Consider the following 22,722-nt stretch of genomic DNA (forward strand, 5'->3'; position numbering starts at 1 on the left):
CGGTGGTTTCCGTCTCCGCGCGGGCCGGTGTCGACCGCCACGCCGCCTCGGGAGTGACGGCCGTTGCACGTTTATCCCTCCACCCGGCGAGGGTAACCGTGTCGCCGTGACGCATGGCCAGGACGGAGTGATCGAGGGCAACGGGTTGCCGGGAAACCACAACAAGGCTGCGGACGCCGATTCGACCGTGCCCGCCACGCCGGATCCTTCCCGGATGGAGGTGCGGCCCGTCGGCAGGATCAGCATGCCCCGGCGGCTGCGTCGGGCCCACACCGGTATGCGGCCGTCGACGCTGGCACTGATTACGGTGTGGATTGCCGTTTTGGCGCTGTATCTGGCGGTGCGACCGGGCGGATAGCGGTAGCGTGCCGCTATGTCCCACGACCATCACGACGACCGCTCCGATCAGTCGTCGGATTCCGGCCCCGGCGGCGATCCGCCGGACGCCGCGAAACCCGGACCTCGCCGCACCCGAGCGGATTCGGTCGAGGCCGGGTGGCTGCGTCCGCACACGAGCCCGCTGGGTCGCCCGCGGGTGACGACCGTGGTGCTGCTGCTCACCTGGATCGCCGTACTGATTCTGTACCTGCAGGTCCGGCCCGGCGGCTGATCGCGCGTCAGCGGTCGGCGCCGACTCGCTCCCACATCATCGCTTCGTGCCAGCCGTAGCGTTGAAAGGCCCAGTCCTGCACGGTCTTTGCGACGAGTTCGAAGGCCGGGGAGTGTGGGGTTCCCCAGCGCGCGGTGTCGCGTACGCTGGCGCGGAACTGCATACCGGGCCCGCCCCCGCCGTACTCGACGATATAGCCGCGACCGTCGTCGGGATCGATGCGCCGATCCATCTCGACGCGCAGATAGTGTTGGGCCGCAGGCGAACCCGGGCGTTCGACGACGAGTTGGGGTTCTCGATAATCCAACTCGGCCAGGAGGTCGTGTAGTTGCGCATCGGTCGGGTCGTCGAGTACACGATCCGAGGCGGTGCTCACTCTGAATCTGGGTACCGTTGTCACGCAACCATTTTGCGCGCTCGCGCGGCGGAGGGCACACGGAATCGGTTCCCGGCGGTGGGGATGTCCGCAATCGTCCGCAGCCGCCGTCCTCCGGTGCGGTGTTTTCTCCCGCGGCGCCGCCTCCGGGCGACCGGGGCAGGTTTCCGGATGACGGCCGATCGTGAGCCGGATCACGGCATGTTCCGGGCCGGAATTTCGTTTTCCTTCTGTTCGGCGGCCGTGTAAACCGGACAGGTCCGTACGCTCAGCGGGCATCGAGGCACAATGACAGCGTGGAGCGCCGCCGAGCTGCGCGGACTCGAGGGAAAGGTGTTCATGAAGGAGAAGGGGCGCAAGGTCATCGCCACCAACCGCAAGGCGCGGCACAACTACACGATCCTCGACACCTACGAGGCGGGGATCGCGCTGGTCGGTACCGAGGTGAAGAGCCTGCGGGAGGGTAAGGCGTCGCTGGTGGACGCCTACGCCACCATCGACGACGGTGAGGTGTGGCTACGTGGCCTGCACATTCCCGAATACGGGCACGGCACCTGGACCAACCACGCCCCGCGCCGCACCCGGAAATTGTTGCTGCACCGCCGCGAGATCGACAAGCTCACCGGTAAGACCAAGGAGAGCTCGCAGACCCTCGTCCCGCTGTCGATGTACTTCACCGACGGCAAGGTGAAGGTCGAACTGGCGCTGGCCAAGGGTAAGCAGGACTACGACAAGCGTCACGACCTGGCCAAGCGCACCGCGGAGCGTGAGGTGACGCGCGAACTCGGCCGGCGTGTGAAAGGCATGCGCTGACCGGCGGGAATGCATGAAGGTGAAGTGATGTTAATATGAACAGCCCGGCCCACCAGCCGGGTGTTCAACTGAGTTGACTACGGGGCTGATCGGTTTCGACTGCGTACGTCGATTCAGGGGAAGCGTGTCGGTGCAGGCAGGAGACCACCGTAAGCGTCGCTGTAACCCAATAAGCGCCGATTCTCATCAGCGCGACTACGCTCTCGCTGCCTAAGCAGTAGAGCGTGTCTGTCAGTCCGGGTTTGCTCTCGGCCCGGGTACTGGCATCAGCTAGAGAGCTTCACCGTCCGGCTCGGTCGCGGAGTCGTACGGGACAACCAACAGCGACTGGGATCGTCATCTCGGCTTGTTCGCGTGACCGGGAGATCCGAGTAGAGGCCTAGCGAACTGCACACGGAGAAGCCCTGAAGAAGCGGCGGAGGACCCGGGTTCAATTCCCGGCAGCTCCACTAGGGCCCCTCACCTGAGCCCCAGGTGAGGGGCTTTTTTCATGCCCCGACTCACTGTGCCGTCCGGTGTTCGGCAGTGGTTGTGAAGCGTTGGGCAGCAGTGGACGCATGAAGGTGCGCTCGTAGCGCAGCACGCATCCGCTGTCGTCTCGGATGCGATCGGCTTCGACGAAGTCGGGATCGACACCGAAGCGGGTGCGATATTGCTCGTAGGCCGCCAGGCTCGGAAAGCTGAACAGTGCCAGCGCCTTGTCGCTCGCCCCTTCGCCCGGCAGGAAGTACCCGTGGTGGGTGCCACCGTGGGCGTCGACCAGTTCCATCCAGCGGCGCGCGAAGCGTTCGAAGGCGTCGATGCCGGCCGGATCGATCACGTATTCCACAACGCAGGTGATCATGACCCGGGGGTAACCGGCATACGGGGGGCCCACACCGGACGTCGCGAACGCAGTTTCGGCTCGCGTCTGTCCACGAGGGTAGAACTGACAGCGTGACGCGGTATGCATATGAGCAGGGGGCCGGCGCACTTGTCGCGAGTTGGGGGACCGGCCGGGGAGATGTGGCCGAGACGATCGCGACTCTGCCGGAGACGGTGGCGGCGGAGGTCGCGCTCGCGTTGGCGGCGGCGCTGACGAAGCTGTCGGAGTACCAGTGGCGGACCTATACGCATCCGGCGTCGGCGGCGGGGGATCCGGAGGTGCCGAACAGTGTGGCGTGGCATCGGGCCGAGGAGCGCAACCGGTTCCGGGAGGTGGAGGCGGCCGTGCGGGAACCGAATCTGCCGGACGCGGACGGGATGATGGCGGTCTCCTACAGCGTGATCGAGGAGGCGGCACATCGGATCGGGCGGGTGGCGCATCTGATCGGCGACGCGACGCTGGTGGATGCCCTGGTCGCCGAGGTGCGCACCGAGCAGGCGGCGATCGAGGCGGCGGAGCTGGGCGATCTGTCCGGGCGGGCCCGGCAGGCGGTGGAGTTGTCGCGGGCCGACATCTCGCCGGTGCAGGTGCACGCCGCCGATGCGCTGCTCTACGCCGACCCGCTCGCCTCCATCGACCGATTCACCGATATCGACCCGGCCGCCGCCGCGGTGGCCGCCGCACGCTGGCTGTATCTCGCCGCTCAGGTCGCGGCCGAGGTGGCTGAGGTGCATCCCGTGCACGTGGTCGCGGAGGCGGACAACCTCGAGGCGTTTCAGGTGGAGACGCCGACGCTGGTGCTGGAGCGGCTGTGCGCGGGTGAGAGCCCGACCGAGGTGGTGGTCGACCTGATCGCCGACGCACTCGCCGCCGCGGAAGGCCGGGTGCGCAACCCGGCCCGGATCGTGGAGGCGGCCGAGGCGATCGAAAGACGTTTGCGCGGAGAGGAACTCGACGAGGAGGGGCTCACCGCGATCACCGACGAGTTCCGCATTTCCAGTCTCGATCCGGCCCGCCCGGCCGTCGACCTCCTGGAGGATCTGCTGGACGGCATCCGCGGCTGCTGGCTGCTCTACCAGGAGGAGTACGAGTCGGGGTTCGAGGACATGGTGCGCGCCGAAGGCGACAAGCAGGGCACGCCGCGGCTGTAGCACCACAGCCTGACGGAGTTACTCCGCTGCGTCCCAGGAACTACATCCTCGTCGGAGAGTGCTCTCCGGACACGGCGCCCGCAGTCACGACCGGTCTGCCGTTCGCGATAGATATTCCCTGGGCCGACCTGGAGTTCTAGGCGCCGGGCGAGGAGAGCCGGTCCCGGAGGCCGGTTCGCGCGGACCGCTCACGCCCCTGGATCTCCGTAGGCGGCAGCGATCTCCTTCGATCCGCTCCATTTGCTGTAGGTCGGCGATTGTGGCCAGCCCTCCGGGGAGTCCTGCCATTCTTCCTGCCGCCCGTAGGGCAGCAGGTCGATCAGGGCGAAGCTGTAGCCGAGCTGTTCGGTGCCGCGGCCGTCGGTGTGCCAGGTGCGGTAGACGGTGTCGCCGTCGCGGAGGAAGACGTTGACCGCGAAGCCGCCGCCGGGAGGTGCGCCGACGTCCGCGCCGAAGGAGCTGTTCGCGGTCGAGTACCAGGTCATCGTGTTGCCGACGCGACGCTTGTAGGCCAGTGCCTCGTCGATCGGTCCCTGGGTGACGATGACGAAGCGAGCGTCCCAGTTGTCCAGGAACTCCAATCGGGTGAATTGCGAGGTGAATCCGGTGCAACCCGGGCATTGCCACGTCTCGGCCGGGAACCACATGTGGTTGTAGACGATCAGCTGTGACTTGCCCTCGAAGACGTCCGCCAGCCGGACCGGTCCGTTCTCGCCCTCGAGGGTGTAATCGGGCATCCGGACCATCGGCAGGCGACGGCGCGCGGCCGCGATCGCGTCGAGTTCCCGAGTCGCCGCCTTCTCCCGTACCCGCAGCGCGTCGAGTTCACGCTGCCAGGTCTCGGCGTCGACGACGGGCGGCAGTGCTGTGGTGCTCATGGGTCCTCCCTGACCGTTCTCCCGGATTGCGAGCTGTAGATACAGACGTGACCCCGCTCCGGAACTCATCGGTCGATTCACGAACGGGTGCGGCGGAAGGTGGTGCGGTAGTCCCCGGGGCGCTGTCCGGTGTGTTCGGCGAACAGGGCGGCGAAGGTGCCGGCATCCCGGTATCCGACGGCGCCGCAGATGTCGGCGACCGTGCGGTCGGTGGTTTCGAGCAGATGGCGGGCGCGGCGTACGCGCGCGGACTGTAGATAGTCGAGCGGGCTGTGCCCGGTCTCGTCGGCGAAGCGCCGCAGCAGCGTGCGGGTGCTCACATGGAAGGTGTTCGCCAGTGCGGTGAGGTCGTAGCGGGTGGAGAGATTGCGGTCGAGGTGACGCATCACCTTGCGGGAGAACATATTTCCGGGTTGCGGCAGCAGGTGGGCGTCGACATACGGGGTCTGTGACGAGCGGGCGTCGTCCACCAGGGCGATCCGGGCAGTGGTCCGCGCGACCCGCGGGCCGCTGTGACGTGCGATCAAGTCCAGCGCGAAGTCGTACATGGCGCTGAACGCTGCCGTCGTCGTCACACCGCGGTCGGTGACGACCAGTCGATCGGGCCGGATATCGGCCTCCGGATACTGCTGCGCGAGGTCGTCGGCGAACAACCAGGCCGTCGTCGCCTGCCGGCCCGCGAGCAGGCCCGCCCGGGCGAGCAGGAAGGCGCCCACACAGATCGATACGACGGCGCCGCCCGCGGCGGCGTGGTCGCGGATCGCGGCGATCTCGGCGGTGAGCGGTGGCAGCCGGGCATCCGGATCGATTCCCGGAACGAGTTCGAAGCCCGGCACCACGAGGATGTCGACCTCCCGCAACGGCGACACCGACAGTGCGACACCGCCGGACGCCACCACTCGGCGCCGCGGCGAGACCACCGTCACCTCGTATCCCGCGCGGTCCGGACCCGCGACATGCGCGGCCATCGTCAGCAGATCGGGAATCCCGAACACCTCGGACGCGAAGCAGCCCGGATATGCCAGCACACCGACCCGATACGCGCTCACGACCCGCCTCTTCGTCCGATGGCGAGATTACCCCTCGATGTGGCGATCCCGCCGATCGCTTTCCCGCCGATTCCGGCCGAGGCTGACCGAATGACTATCGACGACAACCCGATCGCCGCCTTCGCACCCCGTCTCGTCGACGTGGACGGGGTGAGCAAGACCGTCTACACGGCCGGATCCGGCCCGGCCGTCGTGGTGATGCCGGAGATGCCGGGCATCAGCCCCGACGTTCTGCGGCTCGCGCGCTGGATCCGCGACGCCGGGTTCACCGTCTATCTGCCGTCGCTGTTCGGCGTCGACGGTGCCTATCCGACGGTCGACGACGGCGCCGAAGTCGTGCGGCGCGCCTGCGTGAGTGCCGAATTCCGCGCCTTCGCGGGCGGAGGCACCAGTCCCGTCACCCGATGGCTGCGCGGACTCGCGCGGCTGGCCCACGACGAATCCGGCGGCCCCGGAGTCGGCGCGCTCGGGCTGTGTTTCACCGGCAATTTCGCGCTCACCATGACCCTCGAACCGGCCGTCGTCGCGCCGGTGGTGAATCATCCCTCGCTCCCACTCGACGATCCGGCCGGGCTCGAGATGAGCGACGAGGACGCGACCGCGATCCGCGACCGTATCCGGCGCGACGGGCTCACGGTCCTGGCCTACCGTTTCGACAACGACCGCTGGTGCACCGGCCGCCGCTTCGCCGCCTACCGGGCACTGCTCGGTGACGCTTTCGACGGCCGCGTGCTGGCGGGCGATTCCGCCAACCCGGCCCCGCCGCCGTTCTTCCGCGACATCGTCCAGACCCCGCACAGCATCGTCACCGCGCATTTCGTCGACGAGGAGGGCCACCCCACTCGCGCGGCCCGCGACGAGATTCTCGAGTTCCTCAGCGCGCGCCTGCACACACCGGCAACGGAGTAGATCCACGATCGGAGCCGTCCTCGACCCGACCGCTCGAAGTCCGAGACCCCGTCTCACCGGATGCCGCCGGGAGCGCACGCACCCGCCGCGGGTCGGCGAAATAGCCGGCCGATAGCGGATTGGCACCCGGAAACCGCTCCGCCGCACCGGATTCGGCGTCCGCACGCGTAGTCGGTTACAGTTCCGGGAACTCTGGAAGTGATGGGGAGCACTCACGATCGGGGATGGCAATGGCGGACCGCGAGCGCTATATCCGCAAGTATCTGAAGGCGCTACGGGCGGTCTACGTTCCGGATGAGCGCCCGCGGATTCTGCCGACCTTGGTGCGCCGCCGGAAGAATCGGCGTCTGCCGCCGCCGATCGTGCGGCTGATCGCGCCGGAGACCACCGAATTCGACCGCACCACCGGTCTGCTGCCGCGCACGGGGGAGTGGCTGGCCGAGCCCGGAGGACGGCGGGCGGTGCCGCGGGCGGTGATCGACGTCGCCGGCGCACTGCCGGATATGTTCACTCCCGGTTTCGCCCCCGCCGGCGATCAGGAGATGGAGGGTCACTGCCTGCCGATCCTGCACGACCTCTACACCTGCTTCGCCAGTGACGATACGGCCATGGGGCCCATCCCGTTTCCGCGCTACCGCACCGCCGACTGGCTGACCCGGCAGCGGTTGCGGGGTTCGGCGACCGACGCCTCCGATGAACTGCGGGAACGGCTGCCACAGCTGCTGCGGGGAAAGGCGTCGGCCGATCGTTCCGCGACCGCACTGGGCGCGGTGGGTGGCACCGTCGCCCGGATCCTGACTGTGCTGGTGTCGGTATGGCCGGTGGTGCGATTGTGGTTGTTCGTGAGTTCGCACATTCCGGGACTCTCGCGGGTGAGCTACTGGTTCATGCACCAGCGCTACCTGTCTCCGGGCCTGTCGCACAGCTTCGTCGGCTTCGGAGTCCGTCTGACCGAGCCGATGCGCGCCCGGGAGAACAAGGACCAGATCGCGAAGCTGCTGCTGAACGCGTTTCTCGAGGATTTGCGGGCGGCCTATCGACGCGCGCCGTGGCGGCCTTCGGGGTGGCGGCGCACCGCCTACCCGGTCGCGCTCCTCGACGGCGTCACCGCTGACGACGGCGCCGACCGCATCATCCGATTCCTCAACGAGATCCGCAACGAGACAGGGCTTTTCGATCCGCTGGTGATCGTGGCGCGGATCGAGCATTCGGCAGAGTCCCCGGATGCGCGATTCGACGATCTCGGTGTCACGGTCGACGGCGAAACCCAGGATCCGCTGCTCTCGTGGCGCGACGATATCGACGAAAGCCGCCGCCACCGCAACACCGACAGCTGGTACCTCACGCTGCCCCTTCCGGAATCGCTGAGCACATCGCTGTCGCGGTTCGATCGGTCCGAATTGGCTTATCCACCCGCACCGCCGTGGGCGGCCCGCAGGTCGATGGTGGCCGCGGTGGCGCTCCTCCCGGTCGTCGCCCTGGTGGCGGCCGCGGTGGCCGTCGTCCAGCCGCGGCTCGTCGCCGGATGCACCGCGTCGCCGTGGCGGTCCGGGGTGGATGTCAGCGTGCGCGGCACCGAATGCGTCGGACTGAGTAGTTCTGCGGCACAGACCTTTTCCGACGATCTGGAACTCGGCGAGATGCAGCGCGAGGTTTTCCACCAGAACGAGGTGGCCGCCCGCTTGCGCCACGACAATCCGCGCCGGCCCCTCGTCACGCTGGTCTACTTCGCCGGGATGACCTACGTCGATCGCAACGGGCGCTACCCCCACGCCCAGGCCGAGGAGCTGGCCGGATTGGCGGTGCGCCAGCGCTGGGCCAACAAACAGAGCGGTGCGTCCGAACCGCTGCTGCGCGTCGTGATAGCCAACGGCGGGACGACGATGCGCTACGCCACCTGGGTGGTCGACCACCAGATCGGCCGGTTGGTGCGTTCGGACCCGACCGTGGCCGGAGTGATCGGCCTGGATCGCAGTACGGCCGAAACGCGCAGGGCGATCGCGAGATTGGGCGAGCTCGGGGTTCCCACCATGGCGACCACCCTGTCCGCAGACGGGCTGGAGGAAGTCTCACCGCTGTATTTCCAACCCGTGCTGCCCAATTCGATGCAGGCGAAGTTGGTCGCCGAGTATGTTCTCGGCGCGCGGAATCTCGATGGCAGCCCTCGCTACGGCAAGGTGAACGTCTACGTCTCCGACGACCCGTCCGATATCTACGTCCGCACGTTGGAGAACGATCTGCGGCAGGAGCTCGGGGACCGATTCGGCGAGATCGAACCCTGGTCCGATCAGGGCCAGATCCCCAGCCGGCGGATGCCCTGCGCACCGGCGGACCACACGCGGCCGAGCGATCTGCTGTTCTTCGGCGGCCGCAATCCGGATTTCGGCCCCTTCGTCAGTGCGGTCGCCCAGCACTGCGGTGCCGACATGCCGCCGATCCTCGCCAACGACACCGCCACCCGTGCGGTGTCGGACAAGCTGGTCCAGAATTCGGCGCCCACCGGATTTCCCGTGCATTATGTCGCCAAGGGCGTGCCGGCGCTGCTGGCGGGCAGAAACTGTGTTCGCGACGGCGAACCCGTTCGGCCCGCGAGCCCGAATATGCACACACTGTGTTCCGAGCTGCGCGATCTGCGCCGGGCCTTGCCGCATTTCCAGGTGAGCTGGCCCGGTGATCGCACCGGTATCGGATTCGACGTAGCCGAACTGTTCCTGGGAGCGGTCAAGCGAAACCGGGCTCGGCCGGAGTATTCCGGTGCGGTCGTCAACCGTGCCGCCATCGCGCTCGAACTGCGCCGAGGTGAACTCGACGCCGACACCGTGACGGGGAACCTCCGTTTCGACGGCCCCCACGGGCTGGTCAGCGGCGCAACGATCGCGATCCTGAGGACCTCGGATCTCAACGACGCCGAGACTCCGCCGGCGTGTTTGCTGCAACTGCCGTTGCCGCCCGACGGCGGCAACGGCTGCCCACCGGGCACCGGAAGCCAGACCGAAACGTGGGTGCGGCCGGGCTGAGTCCGCACCACCGCATCGCCGGCAGGTGCCGTGCGGTAGTAAGGATCCATGGAGGCCTTCTATCGACCCGATCCCTCGGATCCCACGCTGTTCCACTCCACCGAGCTGACCCGCGGTCCGTGGTCGCCGGACGCGCAGCACGCGGGGCCGCCGTCGGCGCTGCTCGGGCATGTGATCGAGCGCTGTGAGCCGCGGCCGGGGTTCCGGGTCGGCCGCGTGGCGGTCGAAATTCTGGGGCCCGTTCCCATCGCGCCGCTGCGGGCCGAGGCGCGGGTGGTGCGGCCGGGGCGCAGTGTGGAGTTGATCGAGGCCACCGTCGCCACCGACCGCGGACCGGTGTTGAAGGCGAACGCGTGGCGGTTGCGGGTGGCCGATCCGGAAATCGAGGTGCCGGCGGATGCGGTCGCGGCCGGCGCGTATCCGGGGCCGGAGACCGTGCCGCACAGTGGGGAGTTCCCCAGCGACCAGCCCGTCGGATTCCATACCGGGATCGACTACCGCTTCGTCGCGGGCTCCTTCCAGCAGCCCGGGCCGGCGGTGTGCTGGATCAAGCTGCGGTATCCGATCGTCGCCGGAACCACGCCGAGCCCACTGGAGCGGATCCTCGCGGCAGCCGACTCCGGAAACGGTGTGAGTGCGGTATTGGATTGGGAGCGTTACCTTTTCATCAACACCGACCTCACCGTCACACTGCATCGTGAGCCCATGGGGGAGTGGGTCTGCCTGGACGCGGTCACCTATCCGGAACGCGACGGCATCGGGATGGCCGAATCCCGGCTCTACGACGAGAAGGGACCGGTCGGCCGCGGCACCCAGACCCTGCTGATCGGGAACCGGTAGCGGGCGGCTCGCGGCGCCGGGCCTCGGTGATCGCGCCCCGATCACCCTATGCTTCCCGCCACGGGCGACTCCGAATCCCTCGGCTACCGTGGCGACGTGGACGAGTGTGGCGCTGGAACCTGGTGATGTCGAGGGTGTTTCGCTGGGGAGCGGCGGTTCTGGCGGTGGCGGCCGTGCTCGTCACGTCCGGCGCGGCAGTCCCGTCGCCCGTCACCGGCATGGACCGCTTCTACCGGCAGCAGGCGAAGTGGAAGCCTTGCGCAGTGGAGACGCTGGACGCCGCCGGAGGATCCTGCGCGGCGGTGCGGGTCCCGCTGGACTACGCCGATCCGGACGGCCGCACCCTGAACATCGCGATATCCCGGGTGCCCGCGACCGATCCGGACCGCAGGCGTGGTGTCCTGCTGGCCGATCCCGGCGGACCGGGAGCCTCCGGGCTGGACACCGTCGACCTGCTGGGTGATGTTCTCGCGCCGGAGGTCCGGGCCCAGTACGACCTGATCGGAATGGACCCCCGCGGCGTCGGGCGCTCCGACGGCGGCCGGACCTGCGGCTGGCCGATCGGCGAGATGATCCGGTCCGCCGGCGTCGGACCGGCCGGATTCCTCACCGACACCGCCCGCGCCGCGCGTCTGGCGATGGCTTGTCTGACAGGTGATTCCGCCTCACTGCGGCAACTGACGACCCGCAACACAGCGCGCGATATGGAGGTGATCCGGCGCGTCCTCGGAGAACCGTCGCTGAGCTACTACGGAGTCTCCTACGGCACCTATCTGGGCGCGGTGTTCGCGCAGATGTTTCCGCGGTCGGTCGATCGCATGGTGCTCGACAGTGCGATCGATCCCGATCGATACTGGAACGCGATGGTGCACGACTGGGGCGCCGCCGACGAAGCGGCACTGGACGATTGGGCCGGGTGGGCCGCTCGTCGCGACCCGGACTATCACTTCGGCACGACGGCCGCGCAGGTACGCGCCGCGGTCGAGCAGTTGATGAACGACATTGCCCGGCAGCCTATTACGGTGAACGACTTCGTCATCGACGATCATTGGCTGCCGTTCCTGCTGCACAATCTGCTGGGCAACTTCCGGCTGAACGAGAAGATGGCCGACACCGTCGCCGAACTGCGGGCCGCGACCGGCGCAACGCCACCGGCCGTCCACACGCCCTGGCTGACCGACACGCTGGATTCCCTTCGGCAATACGAGGATTCGGCGCTGGCGTTCGTCGCCTGCGGTGACGATGCCGCGCCCGAGGATCCGGTGCGCTACTGGGCGGAGATCGAACAACGCCGCGCCACGCAGCCGATCTTCGGCGCGCTGGCGGCGAACATTCAGCCCTGCGCCTTCTGGCCCCGGCCCGTGGAAAGCATTACCACAGTGCGGAATTCGGTTCCGGCGCTGATCGTGCAGGCGACCGGCGACCCCCGCACGCCCTACGATCACGCCCTCGCACTTCATCGCGATCTGGTCGCGTCCCGCCTCGTCACACTGGCGGATGTGCGGATTCACATGACGTTCCGTCCCGGTCTCAGTCGCTGCGTCGGCGCGGCGATCAACGGGTATTTCGCCGACGGCCTGTTACCCGCGACCGACGTGGTGTGCGCGCCCGACAGCCGAGCTGAGCCGTAGCACGGACAGGCCCGGCTTCCGAGGAAGCCGGGCCTGTGTGCAGACGAAATCAGCGCGGCGCCATGCGGATCGCGCCGTCGAGGCGGATGGTCTCGCCGTTGAGCATCGGGTTTTCCACGATGTGGCGGGCCAGGGCCGCGTATTCGGCGGGGTCGCCGAGACGGGCGGGATGCGGGACCTGCGCGCCGAGGGCCTTGATGGCCTCCTCGGGCAGGGTGGCGAACAGCGGGGTGTGGAACAGGCCGGGCGCGATGGTGTTCACGCGGATGTTCACGCTCGCCAGGTCGCGGGCGATCGGCAGGGTCATGCCGACGATGCCGCCCTTGGAGGCGGAGTAGGCGGCCTGGCCGATCTGACCGTCGAAGGCCGCGACCGAGGCGGTGTTGATGATGACACCGCGCTCCTCACCCTCGAGCTCGGTGGCGGCGATGCGCTCGGCGGCCAGGCGGATCACGTTGAACGTGCCGATCAGGTTGACATTGATGATCTTGGTGAAGTCGGCCAGCGGGAACGCGCCCTTCTTGCTGACCGTCTTGATCGCATTGCCGATACCGGCGCAGTTCACCGCGATCCGCAGGGTGCCCAGCTGCGCGGCGGCATCCAGCGCGGCGCTCACCTGCTCCTCGTCGGTGACGTCGGTCGCGGCGAAGACCACACCGTCGCCCCGCTCCTTGGCGATCGCCTCCCCGTTGGACGAGGGCAGGTCGATGATCACCACCTTGGCGCCCTGGCCGTGCAGTTCCTTCACCGTGGCCAGGCCCAGACCCGACGCGCCACCGGTGACCACGGCGACCGCATTCTCGAGCTTCATACGAGGTCCTTTCTGATCGGTATCGGCGTCAGACTAACCGCCGCACCAGCCATAAGTAAATAGCGATTCGCCTTGCTGCTCATGATGGAGCAGGAGGCGATCCGCAGTCGGTTCTTTTGTTATACCAGCTCACAGCGATTCAACCAGAACGTTCTGGATCGGTCGCGCGACCTTGATGTTCTGCCGAGTTCGCTACTTGTCGCCAACTGCGCAGAATTTAGAACATGTTACAGTTTCGGTGGAGGCGGCGGCAACCGCCGAGGTCGCCGCGAGGGTCTGCCGCAAGGCGGTGACGGCCGCGCCGCCGGTGGTCCACGCGGTTCCGGCCGGCTGGGTGGTGAGCACGACGACCACGTAGCGGCCCGGCTGGGCCGGGTCGGTGGAAACCAGGCCGGTCGTATTCAGTGTCGTGGAGTCGTCCGTCGTCATCCAGCCCTGTTTGATCGCCCAATCCGTCCCGGTGAGGGCGTCGGGGATGCCGAAGTACTGATCGGTTCCGTCGGCGGCGGTCGCACTCGCCCGGTGCAGCGCGGTGAGAATCAGATCGCGTGCCGGCTGCGGGATCTCGGCGCCGATGTAGCGATAGATTCGCACCACATCGGCCGCAGTGGTGAGTGTTTCGCCCCACTGAGCCGGATCCTGCGGCGGCCGAGTGGCGTCGAGTCCGATGTCCGCCGCGACGCGGGACACGATGTCCGGGCCGCCGCGGGTATCCCACAGCGCGTCGGCGATATCGTCGTCGCTGGCCGACAGCATCTGCGACAGCTGCGCGGCGGTATCCGAATCCGGCTGCCAGTTCCCACTTTTCAGCTCGTCGAGGGCGATCAGTAGTTTGACCACCGAAGCGGTGTAGAACTGCTGGTCGGTGTTCAGTCCGGCGAGCGACGTCCCGGTGACCGTGTCGACCACGTCGATGCCCACCTGGCTGCCGGGTTCGGCGGTGAGGATCGCATCCCGCATCTGCTGCGCCAGCGGATTCGGCGAAATCGGCTGAGCCGCAACGGTGGTCGACTCGCCGACGGTGGCCGAACCCGGGTGTGCCGCAGCGGTTCCGGTCGCCACGTGTGCCACCGCGATCCCCGAAATCGCGAGTACCGCAGCGAATGCCACGACAGCCAGTACGCGGCGCCGCCGGCCGGACGGAGTGTTCATACTTTCCAGAAACCGCGCGCAGCTGTGTACAGCTCGAGGGCCGGTTGGTAGAACGCTGTCGGTTCACGGTGGGGTCGCTGTCGGGCGTGTTGGTGGACGCGGACCCGGTCCCTGCGCCACGATCGTCGGGTGACCAAGAGCTCCTACCACCACGGAGATCTGCGGGCCACGCTGCTGACGGCGGCGGCCGAGCAGATCGCTGCCGACGGCGTCGACGCGGTGTCGCTGCGAGCGCTGGCCCAGCGCGCCGGCGTCTCACATGCCGCGCCCGCCCACCATTTCGGCAATCGGCAGGGTTTGCTCACCGCGCTCGCGATCCGCGGACACGAGCTGCTGGCCGACGAATTGCGGGGCGCCCGCGACGATTTCCGGGACATGGCGGTCGCCTACATCCGCTTCGCGCGTCGCCATCCCGGGCATTTCGACGTCATGTTCCGCCACGATCTGCTACGGGCCGACGATCCGGAGCTGATCGCTGCGCGCACCGTCTCCGGCGAGGAGTTGCGTTCCGGCGTAGCTCACCTGGGCGTCGCGGAATCCGCGCGACCGGCGACCGAACTGGCGGCCTGGTCGCTCGTGCACGGCTTCGCGTCGCTGTGGCGCGAGGGCGCGCTCACCGACTCCGAACTCGGCGGCGCCGATCCCGAACAGCTGGCCCGGCAGATGGTCGCCACCGTCGACTTCGTCGGAGCGAAAATGTAGCGACGACAGGTTATCCGGCTCAGCGTTCGTGCACCATCTCGGCCACCCGGCGCTGCGCTTCCGTCGCGTCGGTGTCGACGATGGCGTCGGTGGTCGCGTTCTCGTTGCGGCCGGCGAGCAGATCGCGGATTTCGATCAGCAATTCCGTTTGGGTCGGAACGGCCTTCTTCTTGCGGCTGAACCGTTTCTGCAAGGTGTTCATCGGAAGAATGAGCACGAAATACAACACCGTCGCCACCATGAGGAAATTGATCGCCGCACTGATGATCGGTCCGATGGCGATGAACGCGGCCGGTTTCCCGGCGACCAGTTGCACGCCCAATCCGAGCTGCCCGTTGGTGCCCACGACCGCCAGCAGCGGCTCGACGATTCCCTTCGTCACCGAGGTGACGATCGCGGTGAAGGCCGTGCCCATCACCACCGCGGTCGCCAATTCGATGACGTTGCCGCGCATCAGGAAGTCTTTGAACCCTTTGAGCATGTCAGCCTCACGATCGATCCGAACACATCAACGCTGTCTCGGACGGGCAGTCTAACGGCGAGCAGCGAACCAGCAGCAACTCGTTGTGGGCTCGATCACGCGTTCGGATCCGAATCCGTCGGTCCCGGACGATAACCTTTCCGGCGTGGCCGAGAATTCGCCGGGGTGCTATCGCGAACGCCGCTCGCGGGCGTCCGCGGGCGCGATGGTGTGGCAGCGGGAGGTGGCGGGGGAGTCGGCCACGGTGTTGCCGGACGGCTGTATGGATCTGTTGTGGCTCGGCGGCCGGCTGGTGGTGGCCGGGCCGGACACCCGCGCCTACCGCAGCGGCGCCGCCGCGCAGACCGTGTACGGCATTCGCTTCGCGCCGGGCACCGCTCCGGCGCTGCTCGGCGTGCGTGCGCCGGAACTGCTGGATCGCCGCGCCGAGCTGGACGAGCTGTGGTCGTCGCGGCGGGCCCGCGTCATGGCCGACGTGGTCGCCGCGGCGCCGGACCCGCTGTGCGGACTCGAGGAGGTGGCCCGGCGCTGTGCGGCGGCGACCGCCCCGCCCGACCCGGTGGTGGCACAGATCGTGCGCCGGCTGGATGCGGGGGAGACGGTCGCGGCCACGGCCGACGCGCTGGGTCTGGGGGCGCGGCGGCTGCATCGGCTCTCGGTCTCGGCCTTCGGATACGGGCCCAAGATGCTGGTCCGCGTGCTGCGGATGCGCAGGGCTCTGGATCTGACTCACACCGGCGTGGGTTTCGCCGAGACCGCGGCGCTGGCCGGATATGCCGATCAGGCCCATATGACCCGGGAGATCCGGGCGTTGACCGGGCGATCTCCCGGTGGTATCCGAGGGGCCGCCGCGCGTCTCGAGGACGCTCAGCCCAGCGGCGCGTAGAGGTCGACGCCGTTGCCGTCGGGGTCGTGCACGGTGGCGTAGCGCTGGCCCCATACGGCGTCGAAGGGCTTCGTCTCCCCGTGGTATCCGGCCGCGACCAGATCGTCGAATACCGCGTCGACCTCGGCCGCCGAACCGCATTCGACGGCCAATCCGATCCGGCCCGCCGCGGCGTTCCAGTGCCGATCGCCGCCGACGTCGCGGGCGATGTTCTCCTCGGAATCGAGCATCAGGCGGAATCCGCCCGGTAGCTGCGCTTCCACGTGCCCACCACCGACGACCTCGCCGAATTCGAGACCGAGCCGCCGGTAGAAGCCGAGTGCGGCCGTCAGATCGGAGACGACCACGCCGATTGCGTTGAGTTGAGGTGCCATGGCGTCACCGTAGAGCGCCGCCGGCAGTGCCGTCTTGAACGAATCGGACGGCGTGGCTGGGTTTGTCACAATTCGGGATCGAAAGCCTGGTGACCAGGATCAATCTATTACCGCGACGTGCTGACCACCACAATCGGAGTGAAATTAGGTCGGAACGCTGGTCGGAGTGGTTAGCGTTTCCCCCAACGTGTTCGGGGACGCGAATGAGGGCAGGAGGGATATGGGTACCGACCAGACATTGCTGCATCGTTTCGTGATCTCGCAGATGACCGACGCCGGGATCGATCGTGACCGACTGCTGCGCGAATGCGAACTACCGGAATGGACCCTGGCCGGCGAAGGCGTTCACGTGCCCGCGCGGGTCTTTTCCCGGTTGTGGGAGATCGGTGAGAATTGGCTCGACGATCCCGACGTGGCGCTGCATGTCGCCAGCAGATATCAGCTGGCCGCCACCCGGCTCTACGACTATCTGTTCGCCAGTGCGCCGACCGTGGGCGCCGGCCTGGCGACCTGCGGTCCGTACGTCACCGCCGTGACCACCAATCACCGTTTCGATCTGGTGGTGGAGAACGAGGCGGAGACCACGCTGTACCTGGACATGATCGAGGGCGAGGGTCGCGGCCGCGAACTGGTGCAACTGTGGGGGCTGGTCGCCGTGCTGACCCGAGCCCGCCGCGTGGTGGCCGCGCCGTTCGACCCGGTTCGCGTAGCGCTGCGGCAACCGGCTCCGCGTCGCCTGGACACGTTCGCGCAGGTATTCGGTTCGGCAATGGTGGAATTCGATGCTCCGGTGGATTCGATGACCTTTCGGTCGGCCGATATGGATCTGCCCCTGACCACCGCCGATCCGGTCCTCGCGGATGTGCTGCAACCGCTGGCCGCGGCGCTGCCGCCGCCACCGCCGCTGGCTTCGGCGTGGCCGGAGCGTGTTTCGCGGGCCTTGGCCGACGCCTTCGCCGAGGGCGAGGTGTCGCTCGAGCAGGTGGCGCGGCGGCTCGCCATCAGTCCGCGCACCTTGCAGCGGCGGCTGTCCGAGGCGGGGACCACGTGGCGGCGCGAATTGGATCGGGCCCGCTTGGCCCGGGCCCAGGCCGCGGGACCGCTGAGCCGGGAGCGGCAGGCGGCATTGCTCGGCTATGCCGACGCCGGCTCGATGCGGCGTGCGGCGCGGCGCTGGTCGATGGTGGCGCACACGCGCACTGCGGGATCGGCCGACTGTCAGGCCTAGTTCACCGGACGCGCCCCTGATCGCGGGGCCGCGTAGCCGCGGAGCGCTTCGCTCGATCACCGGCCTCGGCGTGCGGGTGTAGCGACCGACGCCGAGATGGGTGATCGAGCGGCACCGCGCTGCGCTATGCCCGCAGATTGCTCGCCGCGATACTCCAGAACGTATGCCGGTCCAGTGCCTGGAAATCCCAGCTCTCGGCGATGGCGTGGGAGGTGGCGACGATGGCCGGTACATCGAAGTCTTCGCGGGTCGCCGTGCCCTTGGCCTCCAGTTCGGCGATCACGTACTGGGTGGCGGTTTCGAAGGTGTACAACACGGTGCTCTCCCATCGGTCGTAGCTACACATCCGGAACGCGCTGCGCGTACTTTGTCAGTCTTGTCACGCTGTCACAATCGGGCCAGCGCCGAACGCGCCACATCCGGGCAAATGTGCCATTTTCACATTTCGACGGCCGCGAGGAATCTGCGTGAGAATTCTCTACCCGCAGGCGGTTTCGACCAAACTATTCACCGAAAGTGTAGCGCCGCCGGCAAGCCTCCGGCGGCGAGCAACTCATCGGCAAAGCTGTGGCGAACCGCTAAACGGTCGGTTGTGCGAGAACGTCCTCGTAGCGGAATTCCTGGGCGATGCCGGTGCCGGCGGCATGGGCGGCCTCCTCGCGCTGCCGCAGTTCCACGCGGCGGATCTTGCCCGAGATCGTCTTGGGCAGTTCGGTGAATTCGATCCGCCGCACCCGCAGGTACGGTGCGAGGTGATCGCGCGCGTATTCCAGTATGGCCCTTGCGGTTTCACGGTCCGGCTCCCAGCCGGCGGCCAGCGTGACATACGCCTTGGGGACGGCCAGGCGGGTGTCGTCGGGTTGCGGCACCACCGCGGCCTCCACCACCGCCGGGTGTTCGATCAGCACACTTTCGAGTTCGAACGGCGAAACCTTGTAATCGGAGGATTTGAACACGTCGTCGGTCCGGCCGATATAGGTGATGTAGCCGTCTTCGTCGCGGGCCGCCACATCGCCGGTGTGGTAGTAGCCGCCCTCCATCACCGCCGCGTTCCGTTCCGGATCCTGGAGATAGCCGTTCATCAGGTTGACCGGATGGGCCCTCAGATCCAGGCAGATCTCGCCCTCCTCGGCGGGCATGCCGGTGACGGGATCGACCAGCACCACGGGCACACCCGGCATGGGGCGGCCCATCGAGCCGGCCTTGACCGGTTGTCCGGGCGTGTTGGCGATCTGCAGGGTGGTTTCGGTCTGGCCGAATCCGTCCCGGATGGTCAGTCCCCAGGCGGTTTCCACCTGGGCGATCACATCGGGATTGAGCGGTTCGCCGGCGCCGAGGATTTCGCGCAGTCCGGACGGACGCTCGCCGAGGTCGGCCTGAATCAGCATGCGCCACACCGTCGGTGGCGCACAGAAGGTGTTGACCTCCGCGCGGCGGAGCTGACCGAGTAGCGCCTCGGCGTCGAACCGGCCGTAGTTGTAGACGAAGATCGTCGCCTCGGCGATCCAGGGCGCGAAGAAGCAGCTCCAGGCGTGCTTCGCCCAGCCCGGCGCGCTGATCGCGAGATGCACGTCGCCGGGACGGACGCCGATCCAGTACATGGTGCTCAGATGCCCGACCGGATAACTGGTCTGGTTGTGCTGCACCATCTTCGGCTTGCTCGTCGTGCCGGAGGTGAAATAGACCAGCAGTTCATCGCCCACCTGTGTCACCGTGGGAAAGGGGCCCGCGGACTCCACCGCGGCCGCCGCCGCGTAGTCGTGCCAGCCCTCGACCGGACCGCCGACCGCGATGCGCCGGTAGTCGCCGGGGACCTCGTCGAATTTCGCGGTGTCGCGGGCGTTGGTGAGGACGAAACGCACCTCGCCCCTGGTGATCCGGTCGATCAGATCGGCCGGTCCGAGTGCGCCCGTGGTGGGCATGACCACCGCGCCGAGTTTGGCGACGGCGAGCATCGACTCCCACAGCTCGACCTGGTTGCCCAGCATCAGGATGACCCGATCACCTTGGCGCACACCGAGTTCGGCGAGCCAGGTCGCCACTCGATCCGAGCGCCGCGCCATCTCGTCGAAACTCACCCGCAGTTCACTGCCGTCCTCCTCGACGATCCACAGCGCGGTGCGGTCGTTGCCGCGCGCGATCACGTCGAACCAGTCCACGGCCCAATTGAACGCGCCGGTCAGCCGGGGCCACTGAAACGTCCGCACCGCGGTGTCGTAGTCGGTCGCCAGTTCGACCAGCCGGTCGCGCGCCTGGCGATACAACTCGGTGTTGGACGTCATCACTGCTCTCCTGTCTGTTGCTGATCCAGCTCCCGCACGCCGAACAGGCGCTCCGACGTCGTGCGGATATCGACCTTGCGCACTTTGCCGGTGACGGTCATCGGGAATTCCTCCACCACGTGGACGTAGCGCGGAATCTTGTAATAGGCCAGGCGACCGCCGCAGAACTGAGCCAGCGTCTGCGCGTCCAATGGTGCCGCGCCCTCGCGCATCCGGATCCAGGCGACCAATTCCTCACCGTATTTCGGGTCCGGGATCCCGACCACCTGGGCGTCGAGAATATCGGGGTGGGTGTAGAGGAATTCCTCGATCTCGCGCGGATAGATGTTCTCGCCGCCGCGGATCACCATGTCCTTGATCCGGCCGGTGATCGCGACGTAACCGTCGTCGTCCATGGTGGCCAGATCGCCGGTGTGCATCCAGCGGGCGGAGTCGATCGCCTCGGCGGTCTTGTCCGGATCGTTCCAGTAGCCGAGCATCACCGAATATCCGCGCGTGCACAGCTCACCCGGTTCACCGCGCGGGACGGTCAGCCCGGTATCGGGATCGACGATCTTGATCTCGAGGTGCGGGCCCACCCGGCCGACCGTGGCGGTGCGCTGGGTGATGGTGTCGTCGCGCCGGGTCTGCGTCGACACCGGCGAGGTTTCGGTCATGCCGTAGCAGATGGAGACCTCCGCCATGCCCATCCGCTCGATCACCTGCTTCATCACCTCGACCGGGCACGGTGAGCCGGCCATGATGCCGGTGCGCAGCGAACCGAGGTCGAAGGATTCGAAGTCCGGATCGGCCAGTTCGGCGATGAACATCGTCGGTACCCCGTACAGCGAGGTGCAGCGTTCCTCGGCGACGGCGGCGAGGGTGGCCCGCGGTTCGAAGGAGGCCGCCGGAATCACCATGGCCGCACCGTGACTCGTCGCCGCCAGATTGCCCATCACCATGCCGAAGCAGTGGTAGAACGGCACCGGGATGCAGATCCGGTCGGCCTCGGTGTAGCCGCACAATTCGCCGACGAAATAGCCGTTGTTGAGGATGTTGTGGTGCGACAGCGTCGCACCCTTGGGGAAACCCGTTGTGCCCGAGGTGTATTGGATGTTGATCGGATCGTCGGCGGCGAGTCCCGCTCCGGCCTCGGCCAGGCGCGCGGGATCGGCGGCGCGACCGGCGGCGACCAGCGCCTCCCACTCGGCGCTGTCGAACAGGACCACCCGCTCCAGCTTCGGGCATTCGGGCCGCACCCGGCCGATGATCTCCGCGTAGTTCGAGCTCTTGTGCGCCCGCGCCGAGATCAGCATCCGGATCCCGGCCTGGGTGATGACGTAGCGCACTTCCTCGCTGCGGTAGGCCGGATTGATGTTGACCAGGATCGCGCCGATCTTCGCGGTGGCGAACTGCACCAGCGTCCACTCGGCGCGATTGGGCGACCAGATGCCGACCCGATCGCCTTTGCCGATCCCGGACGCCAGCAGTCCGAGAGCCACGGCGTCGACCTCGGCGGCCAATTCGCGGTAGGTCCAGCGCACTCCGGTCACCCGGTCGACGAGTGCGTCTCGATCACCGTGGACGGCCACCGTGCGATCGAGATTCGCCCCGATCGTCTCGCCCAGTAGCGGCGCATCCCATACCCCGTGCGTATAACTGACCGGCCGGACCCGGCCCATACTCGCGCTCACGGATATAGGATTCACGTCACACTTTGCTCTCCACCACCCCCGGAAAGGGGTAGCGCCGATGGCCTCCGCCGATCTGCTCCGCCCGCGTGACGCCGATGCGTTGCGGGCCGAGTTGCGGCAGGTCTCGGCTCTGTCGGGGATGCCGGTGGTATTCGGGGGAGAGGTCTGCGAGGGGGCGCTGATCCTGAGCGAGTTCTTCGGCACTCGTACCGCCGCGATGCGCGGACTGGTGGTCTCGCCGACCTCGGGGGTGGGTGGCGCGGCCGTCGCGAGCCGGCGTCCGACCTCGGTCGCGGACTATCGGGCGGCGGCGACCATCACTCATCACTACGACGCGCCGGTCTCGATGGAGGGGCTGCGTGCGGTGGTCGGGGTACCGGTCGTGGTGGACGGGAGTTCCCGGGCCGTGCTCTACGTCGCCAGTCGCGAACCGGGGCCGATCGGCGATCGGATCGCGGAGCTGGTGCTGCGGTCGAGCCGGCGGCTGGCGGTGGAACTCGCGGTGCGCGACGAGGTGGACCGGCGGCTGCGCCTGCAGGCGGCGGCGCGCGCGACCGCGGAGGTCACCCCCGGTCTCGCTCCGGATACCGTTGTCGCGGAACAACTTCGGGATTTGCACGCCGAGGTGCGCGGGATTGCGCAGACACTCACCGACGCTGAGGCCCGCAAGCGGTTGCGCGCGGTATCGGACACCCTCGTGCGCCTGATGGGCGGGTCCGATGAGCCCCCGGCCGCGGACGTCGCGCCCGGACTGTCCCCGCGCGAGCTGGACGTGCTGTCGTATGTCGCGCTCGGTTGTACGAACAGCGAAGCGGCGCAGCGGCTTTCGCTGCGCCCGGAAACGGTGAAGAGTTATCTGCGCAGTGCCATGACGAAACTCGGCGCCCACACCCGGCACGAGGCGGTGGTCCGGGCGCGTCGCCGCGGTCTGCTGCCGTGATGCTGCCGGCCGCTGATCGACCGCGGATACGCGACTGCCGGCCCGGAGAACCGG

The 22,722-nt window shown here is 67.8% G+C and carries 23 protein-coding genes and 1 other RNA gene; 13 read left to right on the forward strand and 11 right to left on the reverse strand.

Annotated features, from left to right (window positions below):
* Window positions 1–106 precede the first annotated feature (106 nt).
* Together NMI01S_RS28715 and NMI01S_RS28720 are read left to right on the forward strand one after the other, a co-directional pair.
* Window positions 107–358 (forward strand): Rv3103c transmembrane domain-containing protein, encoded by a 252-nt coding sequence (locus tag NMI01S_RS28715; protein WP_157126425.1) that lies wholly within the window; start codon window positions 107–109, stop codon window positions 356–358.
* 15 nt (window positions 359–373) lie between these two features.
* Window positions 374–610, forward strand: a complete 237-nt coding sequence (locus NMI01S_RS28720) for a WLR motif membrane protein (protein ID WP_063001848.1) — start codon at window positions 374–376, stop codon at window positions 608–610.
* 7 nt (window positions 611–617) lie between these two features.
* Here the strand turns inward: NMI01S_RS28720 and NMI01S_RS28725 are convergent, their stop codons facing one another.
* The gene (locus tag NMI01S_RS28725; RefSeq protein ID WP_039780101.1) at window positions 618–986 is read right to left on the reverse strand and encodes a hypothetical protein; all 369 of its coding nucleotides are present in this window, start codon (window positions 984–986) and stop codon (window positions 618–620) included.
* A 339-nt stretch (window positions 987–1,325) separates the two neighbouring features.
* Between NMI01S_RS28725 and smpB the strand changes: the two genes are divergently transcribed.
* Window positions 1,326–1,799, forward strand: a complete 474-nt coding sequence (gene smpB / locus NMI01S_RS28730; RefSeq protein WP_063001896.1) for an SsrA-binding protein SmpB — start codon at window positions 1,326–1,328, stop codon at window positions 1,797–1,799.
* Window positions 1,800–1,880: 81 nt separating this feature from the next.
* Window positions 1,881–2,251, forward strand: a transfer-messenger RNA (tmRNA) gene (gene ssrA / locus NMI01S_RS28735).
* Here the strand turns inward: ssrA and NMI01S_RS28740 are convergent.
* Complete coding sequence (locus NMI01S_RS28740; protein ID WP_245717071.1) at window positions 2,230–2,628, reverse strand: NIPSNAP family protein; 399 nt, start codon at window positions 2,626–2,628, stop codon at window positions 2,230–2,232. The two genes, ssrA and NMI01S_RS28740, sit on opposite strands and share 22 nt — an antisense overlap.
* 176 nt (window positions 2,629–2,804) lie before the next feature.
* On the opposite strand from NMI01S_RS28740, the gene NMI01S_RS28745 reads away from it, so the two are divergent.
* Window positions 2,805–3,815, forward strand: coding sequence for a hypothetical protein (locus NMI01S_RS28745; RefSeq protein ID WP_063001849.1), 1,011 nt, complete (start codon window positions 2,805–2,807; stop codon window positions 3,813–3,815).
* A 188-nt stretch (window positions 3,816–4,003) separates the two neighbouring features.
* Here the strand turns inward: NMI01S_RS28745 and NMI01S_RS28750 are convergent, their stop codons facing one another.
* Both NMI01S_RS28750 and NMI01S_RS28755 read right to left on the reverse strand, forming a co-directional pair.
* Window positions 4,004–4,693: a DUF899 domain-containing protein gene (locus NMI01S_RS28750; protein ID WP_063001850.1), complete on the reverse strand. Its 690-nt coding sequence runs from the start codon at window positions 4,691–4,693 to the stop codon at window positions 4,004–4,006.
* A gap of 77 nt (window positions 4,694–4,770) precedes the next feature.
* Window positions 4,771–5,742, reverse strand: coding sequence for a GlxA family transcriptional regulator (locus NMI01S_RS28755; protein WP_063001851.1), 972 nt, complete (start codon window positions 5,740–5,742; stop codon window positions 4,771–4,773).
* 90 nt (window positions 5,743–5,832) lie between these two features.
* On the opposite strand from NMI01S_RS28755, the gene NMI01S_RS28760 reads away from it, so the two are divergent.
* From NMI01S_RS28760 to NMI01S_RS28775, 4 genes are all read left to right on the forward strand, one after another.
* Entirely contained in the window at window positions 5,833–6,651 is an 819-nt protein-coding gene (locus NMI01S_RS28760; protein ID WP_063001897.1) for a dienelactone hydrolase family protein, read from the forward strand.
* 224 nt (window positions 6,652–6,875) lie between these two features.
* Complete coding sequence (locus NMI01S_RS28765; protein ID WP_245717072.1) at window positions 6,876–9,668, forward strand: type 1 periplasmic-binding domain-containing protein; 2,793 nt, start codon at window positions 6,876–6,878, stop codon at window positions 9,666–9,668.
* A 48-nt stretch (window positions 9,669–9,716) separates the two neighbouring features.
* On the forward strand, window positions 9,717–10,508 hold the full coding sequence (locus NMI01S_RS28770; protein ID WP_063001853.1) for a thioesterase family protein: 792 nt from the start codon (window positions 9,717–9,719) through the stop codon (window positions 10,506–10,508).
* Window positions 10,509–10,633: 125 nt separating this feature from the next.
* Window positions 10,634–12,139 carry an alpha/beta fold hydrolase gene (locus NMI01S_RS28775; RefSeq protein WP_063001898.1) on the forward strand — a complete coding sequence of 502 codons (1,506 nt, stop codon included), beginning with the start codon at window positions 10,634–10,636 and terminating at the stop codon, window positions 12,137–12,139.
* Window positions 12,140–12,188: 49 nt separating this feature from the next.
* Here NMI01S_RS28775 and NMI01S_RS28780 read toward each other — a convergent pair whose 3' ends face one another.
* A complete protein-coding gene (locus NMI01S_RS28780; RefSeq protein ID WP_063001854.1) occupies window positions 12,189–12,950 on the reverse strand; it encodes a 3-hydroxyacyl-CoA dehydrogenase in 762 nt (253 codons plus the stop codon).
* 192 nt (window positions 12,951–13,142) lie between these two features.
* Window positions 13,143–14,102 (reverse strand): serine hydrolase, encoded by a 960-nt coding sequence (locus NMI01S_RS28785; RefSeq protein WP_063001855.1) that lies wholly within the window; start codon window positions 14,100–14,102, stop codon window positions 13,143–13,145.
* 129 nt (window positions 14,103–14,231) lie between these two features.
* Here NMI01S_RS28785 and NMI01S_RS28790 point away from each other — a divergent pair, with 129 nt between their 5' ends.
* Entirely contained in the window at window positions 14,232–14,804 is a 573-nt protein-coding gene (locus NMI01S_RS28790) for a TetR/AcrR family transcriptional regulator (RefSeq protein ID WP_063001856.1), read from the forward strand.
* 19 nt (window positions 14,805–14,823) lie between these two features.
* Here the strand turns inward: NMI01S_RS28790 and mscL are convergent, their stop codons facing one another.
* On the reverse strand, window positions 14,824–15,285 hold the full coding sequence (gene mscL / locus NMI01S_RS28795) for a large conductance mechanosensitive channel protein MscL (RefSeq protein ID WP_063001857.1): 462 nt from the start codon (window positions 15,283–15,285) through the stop codon (window positions 14,824–14,826).
* A 145-nt stretch (window positions 15,286–15,430) separates the two neighbouring features.
* On the opposite strand from mscL, the gene NMI01S_RS28800 reads away from it, so the two are divergent.
* Window positions 15,431–16,171 carry a helix-turn-helix transcriptional regulator gene (locus tag NMI01S_RS28800; protein WP_245717073.1) on the forward strand — a complete coding sequence of 247 codons (741 nt, stop codon included), beginning with the start codon at window positions 15,431–15,433 and terminating at the stop codon, window positions 16,169–16,171.
* Here NMI01S_RS28800 and NMI01S_RS28805 read toward each other — a convergent pair.
* Window positions 16,153–16,545: a VOC family protein gene (locus NMI01S_RS28805; RefSeq protein WP_084513370.1), complete on the reverse strand. Its 393-nt coding sequence runs from the start codon at window positions 16,543–16,545 to the stop codon at window positions 16,153–16,155. The two genes, NMI01S_RS28800 and NMI01S_RS28805, sit on opposite strands and share 19 nt — an antisense overlap.
* A 220-nt stretch (window positions 16,546–16,765) precedes the next feature.
* On the opposite strand from NMI01S_RS28805, the gene NMI01S_RS28810 reads away from it, so the two are divergent.
* Window positions 16,766–17,773, forward strand: a complete 1,008-nt coding sequence (locus NMI01S_RS28810) for an AraC family transcriptional regulator (protein ID WP_063001859.1) — start codon at window positions 16,766–16,768, stop codon at window positions 17,771–17,773.
* Window positions 17,774–17,897: 124 nt separating this feature from the next.
* Here the strand turns inward: NMI01S_RS28810 and NMI01S_RS28815 are convergent, their stop codons facing one another.
* The 3 genes from NMI01S_RS28815 to NMI01S_RS28825 form a co-directional block, all read right to left on the reverse strand.
* Complete coding sequence (locus NMI01S_RS28815) at window positions 17,898–18,089, reverse strand: hypothetical protein (protein ID WP_030515537.1); 192 nt, start codon at window positions 18,087–18,089, stop codon at window positions 17,898–17,900.
* 262 nt (window positions 18,090–18,351) lie between these two features.
* The gene (locus NMI01S_RS28820; RefSeq protein ID WP_063001860.1) at window positions 18,352–20,055 is read right to left on the reverse strand and encodes an AMP-binding protein; all 1,704 of its coding nucleotides are present in this window, start codon (window positions 20,053–20,055) and stop codon (window positions 18,352–18,354) included.
* Complete coding sequence (locus tag NMI01S_RS28825; RefSeq protein WP_063001861.1) at window positions 20,055–21,716, reverse strand: AMP-binding protein; 1,662 nt, start codon at window positions 21,714–21,716, stop codon at window positions 20,055–20,057. Before NMI01S_RS28825 ends, NMI01S_RS28820 begins: the two co-directional genes overlap by 1 nt.
* A 70-nt stretch (window positions 21,717–21,786) precedes the next feature.
* Between NMI01S_RS28825 and NMI01S_RS28830 the strand changes: the two genes are divergently transcribed.
* The gene (locus tag NMI01S_RS28830; protein WP_063001862.1) at window positions 21,787–22,668 is read left to right on the forward strand and encodes a LuxR C-terminal-related transcriptional regulator; all 882 of its coding nucleotides are present in this window, start codon (window positions 21,787–21,789) and stop codon (window positions 22,666–22,668) included.
* Window positions 22,669–22,722: the final 54 nt, after the last annotated feature.

It is taken from the genome of Nocardia mikamii NBRC 108933, assembly GCF_001613505.1.
GTDB lineage: Bacteria > Actinomycetota > Actinomycetes > Mycobacteriales > Mycobacteriaceae > Nocardia > Nocardia mikamii.